The sequence below is a fragment of the Pseudomonas sp. PMCC200344 genome, assembly GCF_030053095.1.
Taxonomy (GTDB): domain Bacteria; phylum Pseudomonadota; class Gammaproteobacteria; order Pseudomonadales; family Pseudomonadaceae; genus Aquipseudomonas; species Aquipseudomonas svalbardensis.
The window spans coordinates 1,689,174-1,708,255 of the sequence record NZ_CP125618.1 but is presented as its reverse complement, the minus strand read 5'-3'; the positions used below and the strand labels follow the sequence as shown (position 1 = coordinate 1,708,255).

General features: G+C 56.9%; 7 protein-coding genes. All 7 read right to left on the bottom strand.

Features of this window, described 5'->3' with window-relative positions; genetic code table 11:
* Positions 1-93: 93 nt before the first annotated feature.
* The 7 genes from QFW87_RS07685 to QFW87_RS07655 all read right to left on the bottom strand — a co-directional run bounded on the left by QFW87_RS07685 (position 94) and on the right by QFW87_RS07655 (position 18,719).
* Positions 94-1,479: an IS4 family transposase gene (locus QFW87_RS07685; protein ID WP_283181230.1), complete on the bottom strand. Its 1,386-nt coding sequence runs from the start codon at positions 1,477-1,479 to the stop codon at positions 94-96.
* Positions 1,480-1,744: 265 nt separating this feature from the next.
* Positions 1,745-1,996 carry a hypothetical protein gene (locus QFW87_RS07680; protein ID WP_283190189.1) on the bottom strand — a complete coding sequence of 84 codons (252 nt, stop codon included), beginning with the start codon at positions 1,994-1,996 and terminating at the stop codon, positions 1,745-1,747.
* A gap of 7 nt (positions 1,997-2,003) precedes the next feature.
* The gene (locus tag QFW87_RS07675) at positions 2,004-14,762 is read right to left on the bottom strand and encodes a hemagglutinin repeat-containing protein (protein ID WP_283190188.1); all 12,759 of its coding nucleotides are present in this window, start codon (positions 14,760-14,762) and stop codon (positions 2,004-2,006) included.
* A 24-nt stretch (positions 14,763-14,786) separates the two neighbouring features.
* Positions 14,787-16,493 (bottom strand): ShlB/FhaC/HecB family hemolysin secretion/activation protein, encoded by a 1,707-nt coding sequence (locus QFW87_RS07670; RefSeq protein WP_283190187.1) that lies wholly within the window; start codon positions 16,491-16,493, stop codon positions 14,787-14,789.
* Between the two features lie 306 nt (positions 16,494-16,799).
* On the bottom strand, positions 16,800-17,126 hold the full coding sequence (locus tag QFW87_RS07665) for a hypothetical protein (protein ID WP_283190186.1): 327 nt from the start codon (positions 17,124-17,126) through the stop codon (positions 16,800-16,802).
* Positions 17,126-17,359, bottom strand: coding sequence for a hypothetical protein (locus QFW87_RS07660; protein WP_283190185.1), 234 nt, complete (start codon positions 17,357-17,359; stop codon positions 17,126-17,128). The genes QFW87_RS07665 and QFW87_RS07660 overlap by 1 nt, the downstream gene beginning before the upstream one ends.
* A complete protein-coding gene (locus QFW87_RS07655; RefSeq protein WP_283181230.1) occupies positions 17,334-18,719 on the bottom strand; it encodes an IS4 family transposase in 1,386 nt (461 codons plus the stop codon). Before QFW87_RS07655 ends, QFW87_RS07660 begins: the two co-directional genes overlap by 26 nt.
* Between the last annotated feature and the right edge of the window lie 363 nt (positions 18,720-19,082).

The following is a 19,082-nucleotide window of genomic DNA, read 5'->3' as shown; positions in this document are numbered from 1 at the left end:
CGAGCATAAAAAAGGTAAAAAAGGTAAAAAAGGGGATTTAATTTCTGACCTCTTCATCGACAGCCAAATAAATAAATCCGTCCCGAATGGCACTTACTTAACATGTTTTGCGTGCCCATTTTTCCTGACATCTGCCCTTGCTGACCGACGCGGTTTGGTCAGTAAGGGGTAGGCTTGAGGTCTTCGTTTTATGGCTCGCGGCTCGATACGACCAGGCCGATTCCCGACGCGCCTCTGAGCAATCAACATCAATAAATTCGACAGGCCATCCTCGTCTTCGGGGCTGCCATATTGTCGCAAAGCCAGCCATAGCTGAAGGCTGTGTTTGAAGCTCAGTTCGCGAGGCAAGCAATCCGCTAACAGAGCCGATTGCGCCATGAGCATTCGGATCAGATTGTGTGCCAACAGATAGACCCATAACTCCTTGACTGCCATGCCTGGGGTTTTGCAGCTTAACTTTCCAAGTCCTAGCGTAGCTTTGAGATTGCGCAGATCCAACTCGACATGCCATCGACCCTTGTACAGCGATTTGAGAGCTGTTTTGGGTGTCTGCTTCGGGCAATGCAACGTGGTGACCAAAGTCTTTCCACCCGCCTTCAGCTCTCGCACTGTCAGTCTTTCAGGCGCCTGTTCGTAATGCGTTTGACTCATCCACGGCGGTCTTCTTGCAGGCTTTTTCAATTCGATCAGGTGATCTTCCGAACCCAGACTTTGCCCTAGGCGAAAGTCCGTGCTGCGCCGTCGAGCACCGTATTGTTCGAACACGCCATCGACACCTCTTCGTTGCAACTCACACAGCAAGAAGTAGGTAGCGTAGTAAGCGTCGCCCAATAAAATGTCGCCTGTTTTCAGCGTGTCGAGCATTGATCTGAGCAGCGTTTGCTCATCGCCGCCTTTGCCTCGGAAGCGCCCAAGGGCGGCATCCAAGACGGCGCCGCTGGAAAGGCAAACGATGCCAACCACGCGACACAGGGGAAAACCAAGACCGACTTTCTGGCCGCGTGACTGCGGATAGGCACCCTGATTGGCCGCAGTGTCGGGCATGCTGACCGTCGTGCCGTCCACCAACCGTACAGGCCGTCCCATCCAGCGCCACGACGAGGGTGCGTTATCACTTATCGAAGCACCGGTGTGCCTGACCAGCGTAGAAACCATTTCCACAGGTAGGCGTTTTCTGGCTTTGCAGTAGGCGCCCGTGCGAGTGCTACTGGGCTTCATGCCGCCACATGACCGTTTAATCGACAAGTCGTTGACGGCGTTCTGGCAGGAACGGTCGGCACTCATTGCTTGAGCCAGAAACATGGACAGCGTTTCAGTCGGCGGAAACAGACGCTCCCGATATTCCGGCAGTGCAGACTCGACGCGCTGTAAGAGCTCGGGAGACGTGAGGAGATTGAAAAACGCATAGGCATCACAGTCCGAAGCGTGTCGATGAAAACGTTGCTGTTGATGCTGGAGAATTTCACGTCTACGATTCATTTGGGGCTGTGTCCTTGGTTCGTCGGGGTGTGTTCGCAACTATCACCGTAGACCAAGACCAGCCCTTCTTCATTTTTTGCTTTCAGCTCAAGTGGTTAGCAGCTAAGTAAGTGCCATTCAAATCCGTCCCCTTTTTTTTGTCCCCTTTACCGTCTTGATCTTTCAGCCACGACCAAAGCGAGCGGCGAGAAAAGGGAGGTTTTCAGTAAGCGGATAAAGCAACACCGGCACGGGGCCGGTGTTGAGTGAACTCTATGTAAAACGACTACTCATAGACTTTCGCCGCACACAATATCTTTGCAAAAGTGCTCCAGCTAGGGCTAGTAACATCACTATCACCAGAGTTCTTTGCATACATATCTATTGACCTAATCCAGGCCTCCATTGCAGCTAAAAACCTCTCTAGGTCTGGATTTTCCCAGTCGTCAGGATTAAGTATCAATCCCTCCCTGAACTCTCCAATAAAATCTGCAAGATCTTCTTTTGTCTGTATATCCCTAACTCGCTCAGAACTCATACGACCCTCACTTACAAACACCTCGAACACAGATAATAGAACCATTATTGGGCGTAGTCATTTTCCATCCTTCCCTAGCAACCTCTGCTGGCGTAGCTGGGACAACTTTGATTGGAACGCCAGCCTCAGACGCAGCAAGCAATCGCCGATTATCTAAGCTGTAAACCGCTCCGTCCTTCTCAAAAACTCGAATAGGAGGCAAGTCATCTGGAGAAATTTTTCCTGACTTCAGCCCGTCAATTGTTGACTGGAGAGTCTGACCATCTTTGAAAGTGTTCGAAACACTATCTTGCGTGAACCGGATGTCTTTCGGGTTTGCATAACCAGTCAAATTATCTGGTAAAGCCGATGGCAGCTTTTGGCCCCCCACGGTGATATGAGAATCACCTTTCCCCGGCACCTTCCCGGGCAACGCCCCCGTCAAGATACTGGTAAGCAGCTCACCGCCGCCAATCACATAGCTATCGCTGGCAAAGTCGGGATTTAGTTTCGTCCCCTCAATAACCTCAGCCACTTTTTTGCCAGTTTCAGCTATTGCCTTGTCGATATTTGCTGAAATCGTTTGACCAGCCTCTGTCCCTGCAAGCGCCTGCATGACAATAAATTGAGCGACACCTTTTGGCCCTTGAGCAGCGGCCATGACATACCCAATTGTCTCTGCGCTTCCCGGATGATTCTTGATATAAGCCTGGAACGCGGACAATTGATGGAGGACACCTTGAAGCTCTTCAATCCCGGTCGGGTTGACTTCCTGTTCCTTCAAGATCAATGCGTTTGGATTAGGAACGAATTTATCCGATGCAACAATTTCCTCAATGTCCTTGACAACCTGAGGTTCGATCCCATTCATCCTGGCCAAATTGGCAAGAACGCCATCGATGAACGCGGGATCGCCCATCATCGTCAAGGCGTCTTTACGGCTCTTGCCTGACAGGAGAAGCGCTTCCAGAGTGCTTTCGGCCAACTCCTTGCCTGCCGCATCTTGAGCGCGGGTATCCAAGGGACGGCCCAGAATGTTATCCACGCGATTGACCACGACGTTCAGCGCCGAGGCCGCTCTGTCGAAGTTGGCCAGTGCGGTCTTGTCATAGTCGAGGAATGCTTCGGTCCATTGCTGCACGGTTACAACAGGGTGGAGTACCGCGTTAATGGAAGAATCGCTGGCATAAAGATCGGTGCGTTCTTCTTCATCCTTGGTGATCTCATACGCCTTGCTCACATCACGGTTCAGCCCAACCGTGGAGTCAGCGCCGGTCTGCGCATCGTTGCGCACGACGATCTCGCCGGCGCCGACGGTGGCCCGCACGATCTGCTCGCGATCCTTCTCGTAGTTCCAGCCTTCAACGCTCCCACCTGCCTGGCCTTCCTTGCCTTTCCCTACCTGGCTGCCGTCTTGCACGGTGCCGCCATTACCGCCGGAGTTGTAGGTGCCGCCGACGTTCAAGTAGTAACCGTGCTCTTTATCCTTCCCGGTGATATCGCTGAAGCCCAATGTGCCGGTGTCCAGCTTCAGGTTGCCGTTGTCGGCAGCAATCACCGCACCGTCGATCTGGGTGTGGTTTTCGGTGCGGATATCGACTTTGCTTTTGCCGGTGATGCTGGTTTGTTCTTCAACCCAGTTGGTCTTGCCGGTGGTCTGGCCGTAGCCGACCGAGCCACTGACACCGACGAAGGAGCCGGTGGCGCTGATGTCGAACTCCTTGCCCTTGACCTCGCCGGTATCGGCTACCGAGGAAACATTGAGGTCGCCGCCAACACGACCGACCACTTCATCGCCGCGCAGGGTGGCACCTGCGATGTTGGTGTCTTGGCCACTGGTGAAGCCCAAGCGGTTACCGGCGTAGAGGTACGCCTCTTGTTGACGTTCGCCCTCACGCTCCAGATTGCCCTTGCCGAGGCTGACGCTGACATAAACGCCCACCCCCTCGGAGCCGAAGGTAAGACCGGCTTCACCGCCGCCATTGTGTCGGTTGTTTTCACTGCTGCTGTCGTTATGCGCCGAGCGAATGTTCAGTTCGTTACCGGCGTTCAGATCGATATCACGCTCTGCCCTGACCTGGGTACCGATCAGGTTCAGGTCGTTGCTGGCCTTGAGGTTGATATCGCGGCCCGCGCCCAGTTGCGTGACCGTTGCCGATCCTTGAGCGCTGTCGCCACTGGCAGTGCCATAGCTGCCACCGACACCAATCTTGATGCCGCCACTGGTTCCGCCGTGAATGCCGCCCCAACTTTCGGTGTTTTGGGTTTCCTGACTGACGCCGCCCTTGGCGACATCGAAGGTCACATCTCGACCTTTGACGTTGATGTCACGCCCGGCATCCAGCCGGCTGCCCTTGACCACTACGTCATTGTTGGCGTTCAGGTTGAGGTCGTGACCGGCATTGAGGGTCGAGGATCTGTTGGTCTGCTCGACAACCTGCTGGCTGTTGCTTTGCTTGCTGTTACCTAACTTGACGTCGCCCGTCGGCCCCGCCAGGAACTGGCCAATGGCATCAACCCCCTTCAGGACACTGGAGCCTTGGCTAATGCCGTTTTCGCCTTTTCCGGCCCCATTCGCAGCATCCTTCGTCTTGCCGTAGTTGTGGTTGAGGGTGACACCCAGACCATTGCGCTCGGCTTCGCGCTGCTGCTCGGTCAACAGGGTTTCCCGCGCGGCGTCGATCCTGATATCACGGCCAGCGTTCAGGTTGATGTCGTTGTCGGCTTTCAGGTCGGAACCGATCTGGTTGATATCGCGCACGGCCTTGATCGTCAGGTCTTGCCCGGCACTGATCTGGCTGGCGGTAGCGGTCTGCTGTTCTAGACGATTTTTTTCCTTGAGCTTATCGGCACCAACGAACAGGCTCACGCCGTTGGCGTCACTGGAAACGCCGATACCTGCCTGCTTGGATTTTGACCAATCCTGCTCGGCATTCTCGTTCTGCGCGGCGGCCACATTCACGTCGCGTCCGGCGTTCAGACTGACGTTACGCCCGGCGTTGATACCGCTGCCCAATACGTTGATGTCACGCTCGGCCTGCAAGGTCGCATCACGATCAGCCACCACTTGGCTGCCCACGCTGGTACTGCTTTGCGCCTGACGACCGGACTCCTTGGCTGAGGAAATGGACAGGAACCCACCTGAAGTGGAGAGACCGGTTTTTTTCTTGTATTGCTCGCTGCGGCTATAAGCCGTGTCATTGGCCGAAACCAGGTTGATGTCACCGTCCTTGTTGACCAGGCCCGCCCGCAGTTCAACATCATTGCCGGCCGAAGTTTCGCTGGCACGTAGACGGAAGTCATTACCCGCCGCGACGACCACATCGTTGCCCGCTTCCAGCTCACTGGCCACCTGACTGGCGGTGGTCTTCAACTCGCTCTTGCCACTCTTGGACATGCCGAAGAGGCCGGATTTGGTTTTCTTGCTGTAGGAACCATGCTCCTCAATGCCCGAAAGCACCGCCACATCACGAGTCGCACCGACCATCAGATCATTGCCGGCTTTCAACTGACTGCCGATAACGGTGACATCACGACCGCCATCGAGGGTGATCCCACCGCTGGCTGTTTTGCTGGTGTTGACGGTCAGGTCCTGGCCGGCCTCGATCACCGAAGCGACGTTAGTGCTGTCATAGCTCTCTTTTTGGGTGGTACTGCCGCGACCAAACGAGCCTTTTTTCTTCTTGTAGTAGTAGGAAGAACTCTCGTCTATTGCCGAGGCGACGGTGATGTCCTGCACTGCATCGAGGCTGATGTCTTCCTGGGCCTTGATCCGGCTGGCGATGATGCCCAGATCGTTGCCCGCATTAAGCGCAATGTCGCGACCGGCATTCAGTACGGAGGCCTGTTGAGTAGTGCTATGGGTTTCCCGCGTTTGCCTCTTGCTGCGCGAGACGTAATCACTCTCGTTGGCTGCCGAGGTGATGACGATGTCATTGCCTGCATCGACACCGATATCACGCTTGGCGTCCAGGCGACTTGCAACAATGGCGACGTCACGATCAGCGCTGATCGACAGATCCCGGCCAGAGGTCACCTCAGCAGCATGCTGGGTAATGGTCTGGTTGAGGAAATGGCTGCCACGCGCATTGGTGCTGCGATCCTGGACTGAGGTGATGTTGACGTCTCGACCTGCATCAAGTTCGAGGTCACGCCCACTCTGCAACACACCACCAATGTTGTTGATGTCACGACCCGCATTGATACTCAGATCGTTGGCCGCCTCGATCCGCGCCGCGTTATCGAGATAATCGCGATGCTGCAGGCTTCCACCCCGACGGACATCAACACCGGTCACGTCACGCTGGTTGATCACATCACCATTGGTTGCCGTCAGACTGACGTCGCGACCGGAGATGATCCCGCCCGATTTGTTGACGATGTTATTGCCCGCCTTCAGCGTCAGGCGATCACCCGCCGCGATCAAGCCGGTGTTGGTGAGGTCGTTGCCGGCCTCGGCCGAAAGGTTGTTGGTGGCGCGCAGGGTGCCGGCGTTGTTCAGGTCCTGGCCGGCGATCAGCTTGACGTCGCCGCCCTGGATCAATGCGCCATTGGGTGCCAGACGATTGTTCGCCTGGGCCAGGTAAAGCACCGGCACCAAGACTTTTTCACCGTTCACCACATGCTCTTCGAGCCAGACGATGTCGTGGGTCAGCGCCGCGACTTGCTGTGCGGTCAGGGTTACGCCCATGGACAAGTTCAGTTGGTCCTTGCTGGCGATGGCGTTGTTCATCAGGTATTTGAACATCGCTTCGTCAGAGGTCTGACCGTCGAGGAAGCGCTGGCCGGTGCGTGCGACGATCGATTGCTGGACCAGGCGTTGCTCAAACAAACCATCGCCCAGTCGTTTGGCGCTGGTGTCCGGGTTGTAGCCGAGGTTCGCCAACAGGTAGTCCGAACTCATGAACTGCTTGAGGTTGGTCAGTACCGGGTTGGTTTCGATCAGGTACTTGTGCGGGTTGGAGCGCACGCTGGTGTCGGGCAGCCCCTGCACTCGTGGCACGTTGAAGGAAGCGTTCCCGCGATTGGGCAACAGCACACCGACCGGACCGTCACCGGCGGCGGCATTGACGTTGATCAGAGCGGTCTTGTCGTTGAGATTCACCGACGGGCGACTGGCCAGGGCCAGCTCGCGATTTTTGACCGAGACCGGGTCGTTCTGGTCGAACTGGAATTCGGTGGCCTGCCTGACAGGCATGCCGTCCGAACGCTGCGTGGTACCGGCCGGAACGGAACCAATAGTCCAGCTCTGTCCGGGTACGATCGTTTGCTCGGTGCCGCCTTTGCGGCTGAGACGGAACAGGCCGTTATCGCCAGTCGGCAGGGTGAAGCCAGGTAGTGTCAGCGGGTTGACCTGTTGCTGAGCCAAGTCCGGTGGCAGCTGAGCATTGATTCGAATAACCGGAATCGTAGCTCCCCGGTTTACACCTGTATCCGGAGAATTCTTCGCTACGCCTGTAAACGCCGTATAGGCCTGAAGGCTGCCATTTTTAAGGGTTGTTTTGGCGTTAACTTCCAACGCCTGCCCAGCCTGAACAATTGACGGTGCCCCGCCCTTGCTGGTGAAGACTGTATCGCCACCCTTGAAGTCGTAGCCGAATATTCTTGCAGGCACGGCAACCTCGGCGCCGATCCCAAAGTCTGGATTCAAGGTCGTGGTAGTCTGACTGCTTCGCGGTATAGGGGCCGGACCGCAGCCCTGCCAATCCTGGCCGCCGCAAAGATAATCTGAGTACTGATGAATATATTTGGAGTTTCTGCGAGCGTAGGCCGTGATTGGACCCCTGTCTTCATCAACCAGCCCCATCCAATCACGTGACCGGGCGTTATAGATGAGAGTCTTCGTATAACTTCCCGAGTCCAATGCCGTGTTATCAAACGACCCCACGTCAAGTTTGATATTTTTTCCCGCAGAAATCACCGAGGCAAAGTTAGTAAACTCACCTACCGTCGCATTTATATTGCCTGCGACAGAGATGACGGAGCTTTCCCCAGTAGTGGTCGACTCGGACTCATAGTGCTCTTCAATATAGTAGTTAACCCACTTACATTCTCCACCCTGGCACGCGTAGGTTATATCTCCCGAGACCAGTTTCTCTTTTCCCAGCACACCCTCAGTTTTATTAAGAAAGACATTTGCCGCCAATGTTAAATCGCCGTCGATCGTTATCGTCGATGCCAGATTTCTTACACTATTGGCTTGACCACCATTGATTCCTGAAATGTTGAGGTTGGCGAGACTGAACAGGGAGCCGTTCTGATTGGTGAAATCATTCACCAACAAACTCATATCTTTCCCGCTAAAAATCAACCCGCGCTCATTGAGCAAGGTCGGCGTTTTTATCGTCAGGTTCTGCCCACTGCCCAGCGTGCCAAAATTACTGATACCGCCCGCCTGGACTTGCATATTTGCGCTTGAGGTCAAGCGACCGTGGTTGTTCAACGGCCCGCTAACATCGATCCGGGCATCGCCACCGCTGGCGATTGTCGACGCCGTGCTCAAATCTAATTGCCCTGCGGCCAGGCCAAGATTACCCAGGCTGCTTACCCGACCATCGCCCTTATACCCCCCGGTCAACTGCAAATCCAGGCTGCCATCACTGGCAATCAACCCATCGTTGGTCCAGTTCACGCCTCGACCTTCGAGGTGGTTCGACGCCAGCAATTGACCGCTTACGGTTTGCACAAAATTGTTGACGTTAACCGTCAATCGCCCCGCCTGAATCACACTGCTGTTAGTCCAACTATCGGCATTCAACGTCAGCCCGCCACGGGTCACCATTGTGCCGCCAGCATTCATGACGTTGGCTGTCGAAATGTCGAACTCACCCACGCCCACATGAGTCACGGTACCGCCCGCATTTAAGAAGCTCGGCGTCGCGAGAGTCAGGTCAGTGTTCGCCGTTTCCACCAGGCCATTGCGGTTATCGAACAGGCTGCCGATCTGGAAGCTGGTTTTCCCGCTGATACCCAGCGCACGCAGTTTGCCCGTCTGGTTATCAACGCTGGTGGCACGCACTGCGAGGGTGCCGGCGCTTTCAATCAGGCCGCCGCGGTTGGTGAGATTGCTATCGAGAACGACGTCGATACCATCGCCGCTGATCTTGCCGGCGTTGTTGTTCAGCGCGCCGCCAATAACCTTGACCTGGCCTTTGGCGTAGATCCCGCCGTTGCTGTTATCGATCGCGGCGTTGCCAGCATTAAGCAGAATGTCGCCAGTGTTGGCGGCGATGCGTCCGCCGTCGCTGTAGATTCCGCCCAAGGCCTGAAGGTCGAGGCGATTGCCTTCGATCTTGCCGCCCTGGCCGTTGCGCAATACGCCCGTCAGGCGGGTCTGCAGCAAACCTTTGAGGCTCGACAGCACACCGGCGCGGCTGTCGAGGCTGGCGGCAGTGATGTTCAGCTCACCGTTCTGGGCGATGACCTTGCCGCCCTGGTTGTCGATGGCGCCGCCCTTCACGTCCAGGGTCAATGCGCCCTGGCTTTGTAGCGCGCCGCCGGCATTGTTGAGGGACGCGGCTTTGACGTTGAGGCCTGCATCGCGACTGGAGATCAGGCCGCCGACGTCGTTACGAACACTGCCGGTGGCGATGAGGTCGAGCTGCCCGTTGGCAGCCACGGTGCCCTCCTGGCTGTTATTCAGGCTACCGGTCAACAGGCTCAACAAACCTTGGCTGAGTAGCTGGCCGCCCTGGTTATCGATGCTGCTGGAACGCTTGATCACCAGCGGCCCCGTACTGCCTAGCGCGCCTTTGGTGTTGGTCAGCGTACCGAGCAGATCGAGGGTGACGCTGTCTTCACCGACCAGACTGCCGTTGCTGTTATCCAGGCTCGTACCGGTGAAGGTCAGCGCTTTGTTCGCGGTGACTTTCCCCGACGCGTTGTTCAAGGAGGTCACGCTGATATCCAGTGTGCCGCTGCTTTCGATCAGGCCACCCGATGCGTTGTTGATTGCACCTTGCATTGTCAGCTTCTGCTTGCCGCCACTGGTGACGATGCCGTTGCTGTTGTCGAGACTGGCGGCAGTGATGGTCACGTCGCCTAAGCCCGCCAGGCCGCCCTTGGCGTTGTTGATCAACGCACCGCTGAGGTCGATGTTCAGATTGCCGAGCAGGCTGGAGAGCGTGCCTTCCTGGCTGTTATCGAGGCTACCGCCGGCAACGGCGAGTTTGTTCCAGCCGGAAACCAGGCCGCCCTGGTTATTCAGGCGGGTGGCGTTGAGGGTCAACTGATCATTGCTGATCAGGTTGCCACCGCGGTTATCCAGCGTTTTGCCGGTCAGGCTGAAGCTGTGAACGCTGGAGATTTCGCCTTTCTGGTTATTCAGGTCACGCAGGTGCGCAATGCTCAACACGCCCTTGGTGTTGATCAGGCCGTTCTGGTTATTCAGGTCGGCAGGTGTTGCACCCAGATCGATGCTCAGGCCAGTGCCGCCCAGCAACGTACCGCCCTGGTTATTCAGACCGTTGCTGTTGAGGGTGAGTTGTCCGGCCGCTTTGATCAGACCTTTGTTCTGGTTGGTCAGCAGACCGTCGACGGTCACTTGCAGATCGCCATCGCTGAGCATTGTGCCGGCGCTGTTATCCAGACTGGCGGCGCGAACTTGCAATGCGGCGGCGGCAATTTTGCCTTTGACCGAGGTCAGCGCCTGCTCAATACGCAGCGTGAGTTTTTGGTTGCTGAGCACCTGACCATCGCTGTTATCCAGTTGCCTGGCGACTAGGTCGAAGGCTTCCTCGCTGGAGATTTCGCCGTTGCGGTTATTCACGCCTGCGAGGTTTTTCAGCAGCAACTGGCCAGGTGCACTGATGAAGCCATCCTGGTTGTTCAGCGCGCCGCCGTTCACGTCCAGGCTCAAGGCGCCCTTGCTGAAGAGCTTGCCGCCTTGCTGATCCAGGCCACTGACGCTGGCAACCAGCGAGGTGGCCGCGCCGATGCTGCCGCCGGTGTTGGTGACCTGGCCGGCGCCCAGTTCCAGGCGGTCGCCCGCGTAAATACTGGCCTGGCTGTTATTGAGCGCGCCGGTGGTGATGCTCATTCCACCTTTGCTGCTGATCGCACCTTTTTGCTGGTTATCCAGGCTGGTGCTGGTGAGGGTCAGTGTGGTGTCGGTCAGCACTTTGCCGCCCTGGTTGCTGACCGCGCCTTTGCTATCGACCGTGAGCGCCTTGGCGCTGGAAATCGTGCCGCCGTTGTTGCTCAGGCTCTGGGCATTGATCGCCAATTTACCCTCGCTGACGAGGCTGCCCTGATTGTTGTCCAGATCCGAAGTGAGGTTCACCGTGAGGTTGTTCAGCGTGGTCAGCCGACCGCTGTTTTCCAGCGTCTGCCCCGTCAGCGTCAACCCGGCGTCGCCGGACAGTAGCCCTTTGTTGCGGTTGATGACCTTGTCTACGGTCAGTGCAAGGTTGCCCCCGGCCAGGATGTAACCGGCGTCGCTGTTGTCGAGTTGTTGGCCGATCAGTGTCACATCAGCCTTGCTCGACAGTTCGCCGTTACGGTTATCGATGTCATCGACGGTCAGTTTCAGCGCTTTTGTGGCCCCTACCAAACCCTCCTGGCGGTTATCGAGGCTGGCGGCTTTTACGGTCAGCCCGTCATCGGCAATGACCACACCGGCCTGGTTATCGAAGGCGTCGGTAACCATCAGTTCCACTTCGCCGCGGCCACGGATTTCACCACTGGCGTTGTTCAGGCTGGCACTGCGACTGTCGAGGCCGGCGGAGGCAATCAGTCCTTTGACGTTGCTCAGTGCACGGTCGATAACGAGAGTGAGTTTCTCGTTGCTCAACAGCTTGCCGCCATCGTTGTTCAGGCTTTGCGCAGTGAGGCTGTAGGCCTTGGCACCGGAGATTTCGCCGCCGCTGTTGTTCACCTCCTTGAGGTTTTTCAACAGCAACAGACCCGGCGTATGGATATTGCCACGCTGGTTGTTCAGCAGGCCGTTGTTCAGGTCGAGGGTCAGGTCGCTGTTGCTGAACAGCTCGCCGCCATCTTGATCCAGGCTCGTGACCGAGACGTTTAGCCGTTGCTGACTGCCAATCTGCCCGGCCGAGTTATCCAGGTGTTTGGCGGTCAGGTCGAGCGTGCCGTCATTCGCCAGACTGCCGCCCTTGCTGTTGTTGAATTCACCCGTAGTGACGGTCGATGCCGCCTTGGCGCTGATGATGCCTTTAACGCTGTTATCGAGACTGGCGCTAGTCAGCGTCAGACCTTTTTGCGAAGCGATCAAACCACCCTGGTTTTGCAGGGCTGCCGCTAAGTTGAGCGTCATGGCTTCGAGGCTCGAGAGTTTGCCCAGACGGTTGTCCAGACTGCCGCCGCTGAGCACCAGTTTGCCTTCGCTGCTGATCAGCCCCTGCTGGTTGTTCTTGATGTCGTCGAAGGTCAACGCGAGGTTGTTCTGGCTGACGATCTTGCCGCCCGAGTTGTCGAGGCCGACGCCACTGAGCGTGTTCGCGCCTTTGCTGAAAATCAGCCCGGCGGTCTGGTTGATGATCTGATCGACCTTCAGCGCCAAGGTCGTGTCGGACAACACTTTGCCGCTGTCGCTGTTGTTCAGGCTCGCACCGTTGATGTGCAGGTCGGCCTGGCTGGACAGTGTACCGCCACGGTTGTCGATCTGATCGACGTTGACCGTCAGCGATTTGAGCGACGCGACCAGGCCTTCTTTACGGTTATCCAGCGTCTTGCCGGTCAACTTCAGATTGCCCTCGGCAACCAGTTCGCCAGCCTGCTGGCTCAAGGTATCGATATTGGCTTCGATATCACCCTTGCCGGAAATTCGGCCGCCATTGTTGGCGACGTCTTTGGCCTTGAGGGTCAGCAGACCGGTGGCGGTCAGCAGGCCACCGTTGCGGTTGTCCAGTTTATTGCCGTCCAGGCTCAGTGCAGCCTTGCTTTCGAGCCGGCCTTTGTCACGGTTGTCCAAGTCAGTGATCAACAGCTTCACCGCCTGATCGGCACGAATCACGCCGTTGCGGTTGTCGGTGTTATTGCTGCTGAGCGTTAGTGTGTTCAGGCTGGAAATCTTGCCACTGCGGTTGTCCAGGTCCATCGCCTGCACATCCATCGCGCCGTTGGCCTGTATCAACCCTTTGCTCTGGTTGTTCAGGAGACCGCTGACTCGGGTGGTTAGCTGGCCTTCGCTGCTCAGCTTTCCTTGTTGGCTGTTGTCGAGGTTTTGTGTGCGGACTGTCAGAGCTTGTTTCGCCCCCAGGGTGCCGCTGACGTTGTTAATGCCACCACTGGCGGTGATGTCCAGCAGGCGACCGGCTGTCACAAGGCCGGCGACGTTATCCAGCGAGGTTACATTCAGGACAACATCAGCCAGGCTGCTCAGCTCGCCGCTGCTGTTGCTCAATCGGCCGACGTTGCCAGTGAGTTTGCCGGTGCTGTTGATCACGCCTTTCGAGTTCAGTACCTGATTGGCATTGAGGCTCAACGTGCTGTTGCTCAGCACTCGCCCGTTGTTTTGATTGTCCAGGGTTGCAGCGGTGATGTGGGTGCTTTGCCCGCTCAGCGTGCCGCCCTGGTTGCTCAAGGTCTGTGCGGTATTGATGGTGAGAGTGCGGCTGGCGACCAGGCTTTTGCCGGTGTTGTTGAGATTCTGCGCGCTGAGGCTTACATCGCCGTTGGCGTTGCGGCTACCGTCGGCGTTGACCCCGGCCTCGATGACGCCGCTGTTGGTCAACTGACCGCCGGCGCTCAGCACGATACTGTCGCGGGCGGCGAGGGTTTGCTGGTTGCTCAGGTTGCCTTGGGTTTGTACGTTTAGCGCCGTGCCCGCGTAGAGCGGACCGTGTGCATCGAGACTGGCGGCTTTGACATTGACTGCGCCGTTAGTCGCCGAGGTATCGACCAGGCTCAAGTGGCCGTTGGCATCGAGCTGAATATCGCCACCACTGGCGATCAGTTTGCCGTCGAGTTTCACCCCGACCCCAGCTTCGGTGCCGACCAGTTTGATCGCCCCGGCGTACATCCCGCCCAAGGCGGAGGAGTCGATAGCCAGCCCCGGTTTGCCGCTGCCGTCATCGGCGCGAGCGGTAGCAGTGAGACTCTGCGCATTAACGTCGTTGCGACCGGCGACAATCGTCAGGTTCTTCGCCTGAATCTCGGCATTGATCTTCGCGCTGCGGGTGATGATTTCGAAGCTGTCGACGTTGTTGGCGTTCAGCCCGGTGCCGTCGATGGACACGCTGCCCTGATCCACCTGAAAGCGATCCAGTCGACCGTTGTCCAGCACCGGTTTGCCGGTGGTCAACGTCACGCGCGGGGTGTTGATGAAGCCGCAGCCGTTACAGCTGATGCCGTAGGGGTTGGCGACGATGACCCGCGCCGACTGCCCCGCCACTTCGGTGTAACCGCGCAACTGGCTCGGGCTGCCGCCGACCACTTCGTTGAGGATGGTCTGCGCCGCGACCCGGTTGGTGAGGTTGGGGTTGCCTACAATGATGCCACCCAGTTGTGTCGCACCGGTCTGCGTGGCGACGTTGTTGAGGATGACGCCCTGGGTGCCGACGTTGTAATCGTGGAACTGGTTATGCGACAGCCCGGTGCCATTCGGCGTGGCGATATTGACGATCGGCACCCCGTTGCCCGCCTGCCCAAGGCTGGTGCCCGGCGTGGCCACCACGATCCCCTCGGCCTGAGCCCACATCGGTTGCCAGAACATCACGTTGGCCAACAGGAACGCCAATCCACGCTTGGGCATGCCCCAGAAGTGCTCGCTGGTTTTCACGGCAGCAGAAGGCTGGCGCGCGAGGAAAGCGTAGTGACGAACGTCCATGTTGAAGGTCTCGATGGGGCGAAATTAGAGAAAGAAATCCATGCGGAAATAGATCGGCGCTTCGCGCTCGGTCAGGGTGTCCGGACGTTCGAGGGAATGGGCAAAAGTCACGCTGGCGGCCAGGTGCTGACCGCGAGCAAACAACTCCACCGAGTTGCTGGACATGCGCCCGTGCTGATCGCCGTTGTAGCGATCGCCACGAATCACGCCTTGGTCGTAACCGAGGCTGGAGCCGTATTCGGCGAACGCAGGGCGGAGCCATTCCAGCGTCACTGGACGGCTCCAGCGCAGGTCGTTGCGCCAGTAACCGCCGCTGTCGCCGGACAAGGATTGATCCTTGTAACCGCGGATCGACGATTGCCCGCCGAGGCTGGTGCGCTGCGGGCTGAACAGCACGTCTTCACTGCGCTGGCCGGTCATCAGGCTGCTGAAACTGAACGACTCGCCCCACACCTTGAACGGTTGCAGGTAGCTCGCGGTGGCGGTGTATTTTCGGTAGCGAGCATCCGGTTCGCCGGAGCCCGGGTGACCGTTGCCCTGCGCATCGAACGCACCGATGCCTTGCTGCATGCCGAGGTCGAGGTTGACGAACGCGCTGCCGACTCGCCGACCGTGGTTGATGCCGAACTGCGCTTCGCTGATGCGGTTGCTGCTCAGTTTGAGCTTGCTGTCTTCGATGAAGTTGTTGGTGCGCAGGTAAGAGAGACCGGTGCTGAGGGATGTCTTGCTCACAGCATCGCGATGGATCACCCGCTCGGCACGCAACTGATGGTTTTCGCTATCGCCGGTCTGCTTGAAATTGAAGCCATTGGCTTGAGCCTGCGAGCGGTATTCACTCTGGCTGTAGGTGTAATTGAAGTTCCACCAGCCCCAGGGCAGGTTGTAATTGAGCATCGCGTTATTGGAGGTGTGCTGGTGATCGGTCATCGCATCGTGACCGCCGCGCAACATCAACTGATCCGCCAAACCCAGCGGGCTGTCCCAATCAAACGTCGTGCCCCACTGCTGCTCGCCGGTGCTGCGCTGGCCGTCGTTGCTGCGGGACAACCCGGCGCGCCAAGGCTTTTGCGGCGTGTTCTTGACCAACACTTCGCTGCCCCCGACGTTCTTGCCCGGCGTCAACTCCATCTGCGCCTGGTTCGACGGCAAGCGGTTCAGTTGATCGACCAGTTGCTCGATCTCACGCAAATTGACCAGGTCGCCAGTCTTGCCGGGAAAAGTCATGCCCAGTTCACGGTCCGACAGCTTGCTGTCCTCTGCACCCTTCAAACCTTCAAGCCGTCCCTCGACCACCAACACCTTCAAATGCCCACCGGATAAATCCTGCTGCGGCAAATAGGCACGGCTGGTGACCAGGCCTTTTTCGATGTAGTGGTCGGTGATGACTTTCAGCAGTTCGTTGAGCTGAGTGACGCCCAGGCATTGGCCGATGTACGGCTTGAGCAGGCGATTTTTATCGCTGTCCGAGAGACTGTCAGCGCCTTTGAGTTCGATGTCCTTGATGGGGAAACAACGCGCGTCGGCCGGGGCCGTCGGTTGCGTTGGCTTGGCTTCCTTGCCCGGCAACTCCTTGAGTTCTTCGAGACGCCTACGCTGCTCTTCGAGCAGGCGATCCTGGCGTTCGCGGATGAGGTCGGTTTCACCGGGAGTGGGGGCGGCGTGAGCAAGATTTAGCGGAGAAAGGCACAGCAAAGCCAGGCACAACCTCGCCACGAGGGCGGGTGGGTACATGTTCGATCCCTCGAATGGAGACTGATAGCAAAATAGTGGCGCGATATTAGAGGGCCACTATTCTGGCGTCAATGAATGGATCCATTCGAAAATAAGTAATTGACGACGGGTGCTGGCTAAACCAGGCGCTTGCAACGCGAGGGACAGCGCGAAAATCGGGGACGAAAATCGGGGACAGAACACGTTGAATCGAAAAAGCACTGCCTCTTTCTCAGGATAAATGTGGTCTGCCCCGTTTATCCCCCATCAACAGGCGCAGACGTTGGAGTAGATTTGTGGGGATCCCTCAGGGTCTGTCCCCGCTTTTCAAACAATCTCGTCATATCCGTAATTGATCTTCAGCTTATTACGCAGAACATCGAAATTTATTTCACGTTTCGTCCAAACAATCTCTCCACTTAAAAGTGGTCCATTTCTTAACTTAACCAAAAGCTCTGTTAAATCGCCTATCGCACGAGCGGGCGGCCTGAACCAATCAGTCTTGTCGCTACTATCGACATAGTCGAATTCGTACTTACAAGCGTCACCTTCTGGATACAACTCGGCTCTTACGACAATTACATTGGCACTTTCGGGGCCTGCATCAACCAACAGTTGCCCGATCTCTTGCAACAAATCCTGTTCCTGCGCCATCAAACACCTCCCGGGGCGTTCTTGAAGTCGATGGTAACCGGCCGGCCCCCATTGAAAGAGCCGGCCGCCTTGAGGCCATCGACCAGCCAATACCACTTGTAGGTCTCCTCGACCACGACACCGAGCAGTTCGGCACGATGCGCTTCGAGTAGCGGGAGAATTTGCGTCAGCTCATTGTGGAGAAAAGGGGACAGATTTGAATGGCACTTACTTAACATGTTTTGCGTGCCCATTTTTCCTGACATCTGCCCTTGCTGACCGACGCGGTTTGGTCAGTAAGGGGTAGGCTTGAGGTCTTCGTTTTATGGCTCGCGGCTCGATACGACCAGGCCGATTCCCGACGCGCCTCTGAGCAATCAACATCAATAAATTCGACAGGCCATCCTCGTCTTCGGGGCTGCCATATTGTCGCAAAGCCAGCCATAGCTGAAGGCTGTGTTTGAAGCTCAGTTCGCGAGGCAAGCAATCCGCTAACAGAGCCGATTGCGCCATGAGCATTCGGATCAGATTGTGTGCCAACAGATAGACCCATAACTCCTTGACTGCCATGCCTGGGGTTTTGCAGCTTAACTTTCCAAGTCCTAGCGTAGCTTTGAGATTGCGCAGATCCAACTCGACATGCCATCGACCCTTGTACAGCGATTTGAGAGCTGTTTTGGGTGTCTGCTTCGGGCAATGCAACGTGGTGACCAAAGTCTTTCCACCCGCCTTCAGCTCTCGCACTGTCAGTCTTTCAGGCGCCTGTTCGTAATGCGTTTGACTCATCCACGGCGGTCTTCTTGCAGGCTTTTTCAATTCGATCAGGTGATCTTCCGAACCCAGACTTTGCCCTAGGCGAAAGTCCGTGCTGCGCCGTCGAGCACCGTATTGTTCGAACACGCCATCGACACCTCTTCGTTGCAACTCACACAGCAAGAAGTAGGTAGCGTAGTAAGCGTCGCCCAATAAAATGTCGCCTGTTTTCAGCGTGTCGAGCATTGATCTGAGCAGCGTTTGCTCATCGCCGCCTTTGCCTCGGAAGCGCCCAAGGGCGGCATCCAAGACGGCGCCGCTGGAAAGGCAAACGATGCCAACCACGCGACACAGGGGAAAACCAAGACCGACTTTCTGGCCGCGTGACTGCGGATAGGCACCCTGATTGGCCGCAGTGTCGGGCATGCTGACCGTCGTGCCGTCCACCAACCGTACAGGCCGTCCCATCCAGCGCCACGACGAGGGTGCGTTATCACTTATCGAAGCACCGGTGTGCCTGACCAGCGTAGAAACCATTTCCACAGGTAGGCGTTTTCTGGCTTTGCAGTAGGCGCCCGTGCGAGTGCTACTGGGCTTCATGCCGCCACATGACCGTTTAATCGACAAGTCGTTGACGGCGTTCTGGCAGGAACGGTCGGCACTCATTGCTTGAGCCAGAAACATGGACAGCGTTTCAGTCGGCGGAAACAGACGCTCCCGATATTCCGGCAGTGCAGACTCGACGCGCTGTAAGAGCTCGGGAGACGTGAGGAGATTGAAAAACGCATAGGCATCACAGTCCGAAGCGTGTCGATGAAAACGTTGCTGTTGATGCTGGAGAATTTCACGTCTACGATTCATTTGGGGCTGTGTCCTTGGTTCGTCGGGGTGTGTTCGCAACTATCACCGTAGACCAAGACCAGCCCTTCTTCATTTTTTGCTTTCAGCTCAAGTGGTTAGCAGCTAAGTAAGTGCCATTCGGGACAGATTTATTTTTTGGACAAGCCAAATAAATAAATCCGTCCCCTTTTTCCATGCAGTGGGTATCGGTACTGAGGCTGTCGGCCCACGAAAATTGGACGCCCCCTTTACGAAAACACTGTCCCGCCCTGAATAAGGCTTACACCTTCTAATCTATATTCAGGACTGGCCAAGCCAAACAAATCCATTCCCGTACATCCCTCAGAGTCCGCCCCCCGCTTTATTCGCCCATATCAACTATCA

What these genes read in the sequence shown, in the direction of transcription:
- QFW87_RS07685 (WP_283181230.1), bottom strand. Translation starts at nt 1,479, where the DNA reads ATGAATCGTAGACGTGAAATTCTCCAGCATCAACAGCAACGTTTTCAT.
- QFW87_RS07680 (WP_283190189.1), bottom strand. Translation starts at nt 1,996, where the DNA reads ATGAGTTCTGAGCGAGTTAGGGATATACAGACAAAAGAAGATCTTGCA.
- QFW87_RS07675 (WP_283190188.1), bottom strand. Translation starts at nt 14,762, where the DNA reads ATGGACGTTCGTCACTACGCTTTCCTCGCGCGCCAGCCTTCTGCTGCC.
- QFW87_RS07670 (WP_283190187.1), bottom strand. Translation starts at nt 16,493, where the DNA reads ATGTACCCACCCGCCCTCGTGGCGAGGTTGTGCCTGGCTTTGCTGTGC.
- QFW87_RS07665 (WP_283190186.1), bottom strand. Translation starts at nt 17,126, where the DNA reads ATGGCGCAGGAACAGGATTTGTTGCAAGAGATCGGGCAACTGTTGGTT.
- QFW87_RS07660 (WP_283190185.1), bottom strand. Translation starts at nt 17,359, where the DNA reads ATGGGCACGCAAAACATGTTAAGTAAGTGCCATTCAAATCTGTCCCCT.
- QFW87_RS07655 (WP_283181230.1), bottom strand. Translation starts at nt 18,719, where the DNA reads ATGAATCGTAGACGTGAAATTCTCCAGCATCAACAGCAACGTTTTCAT.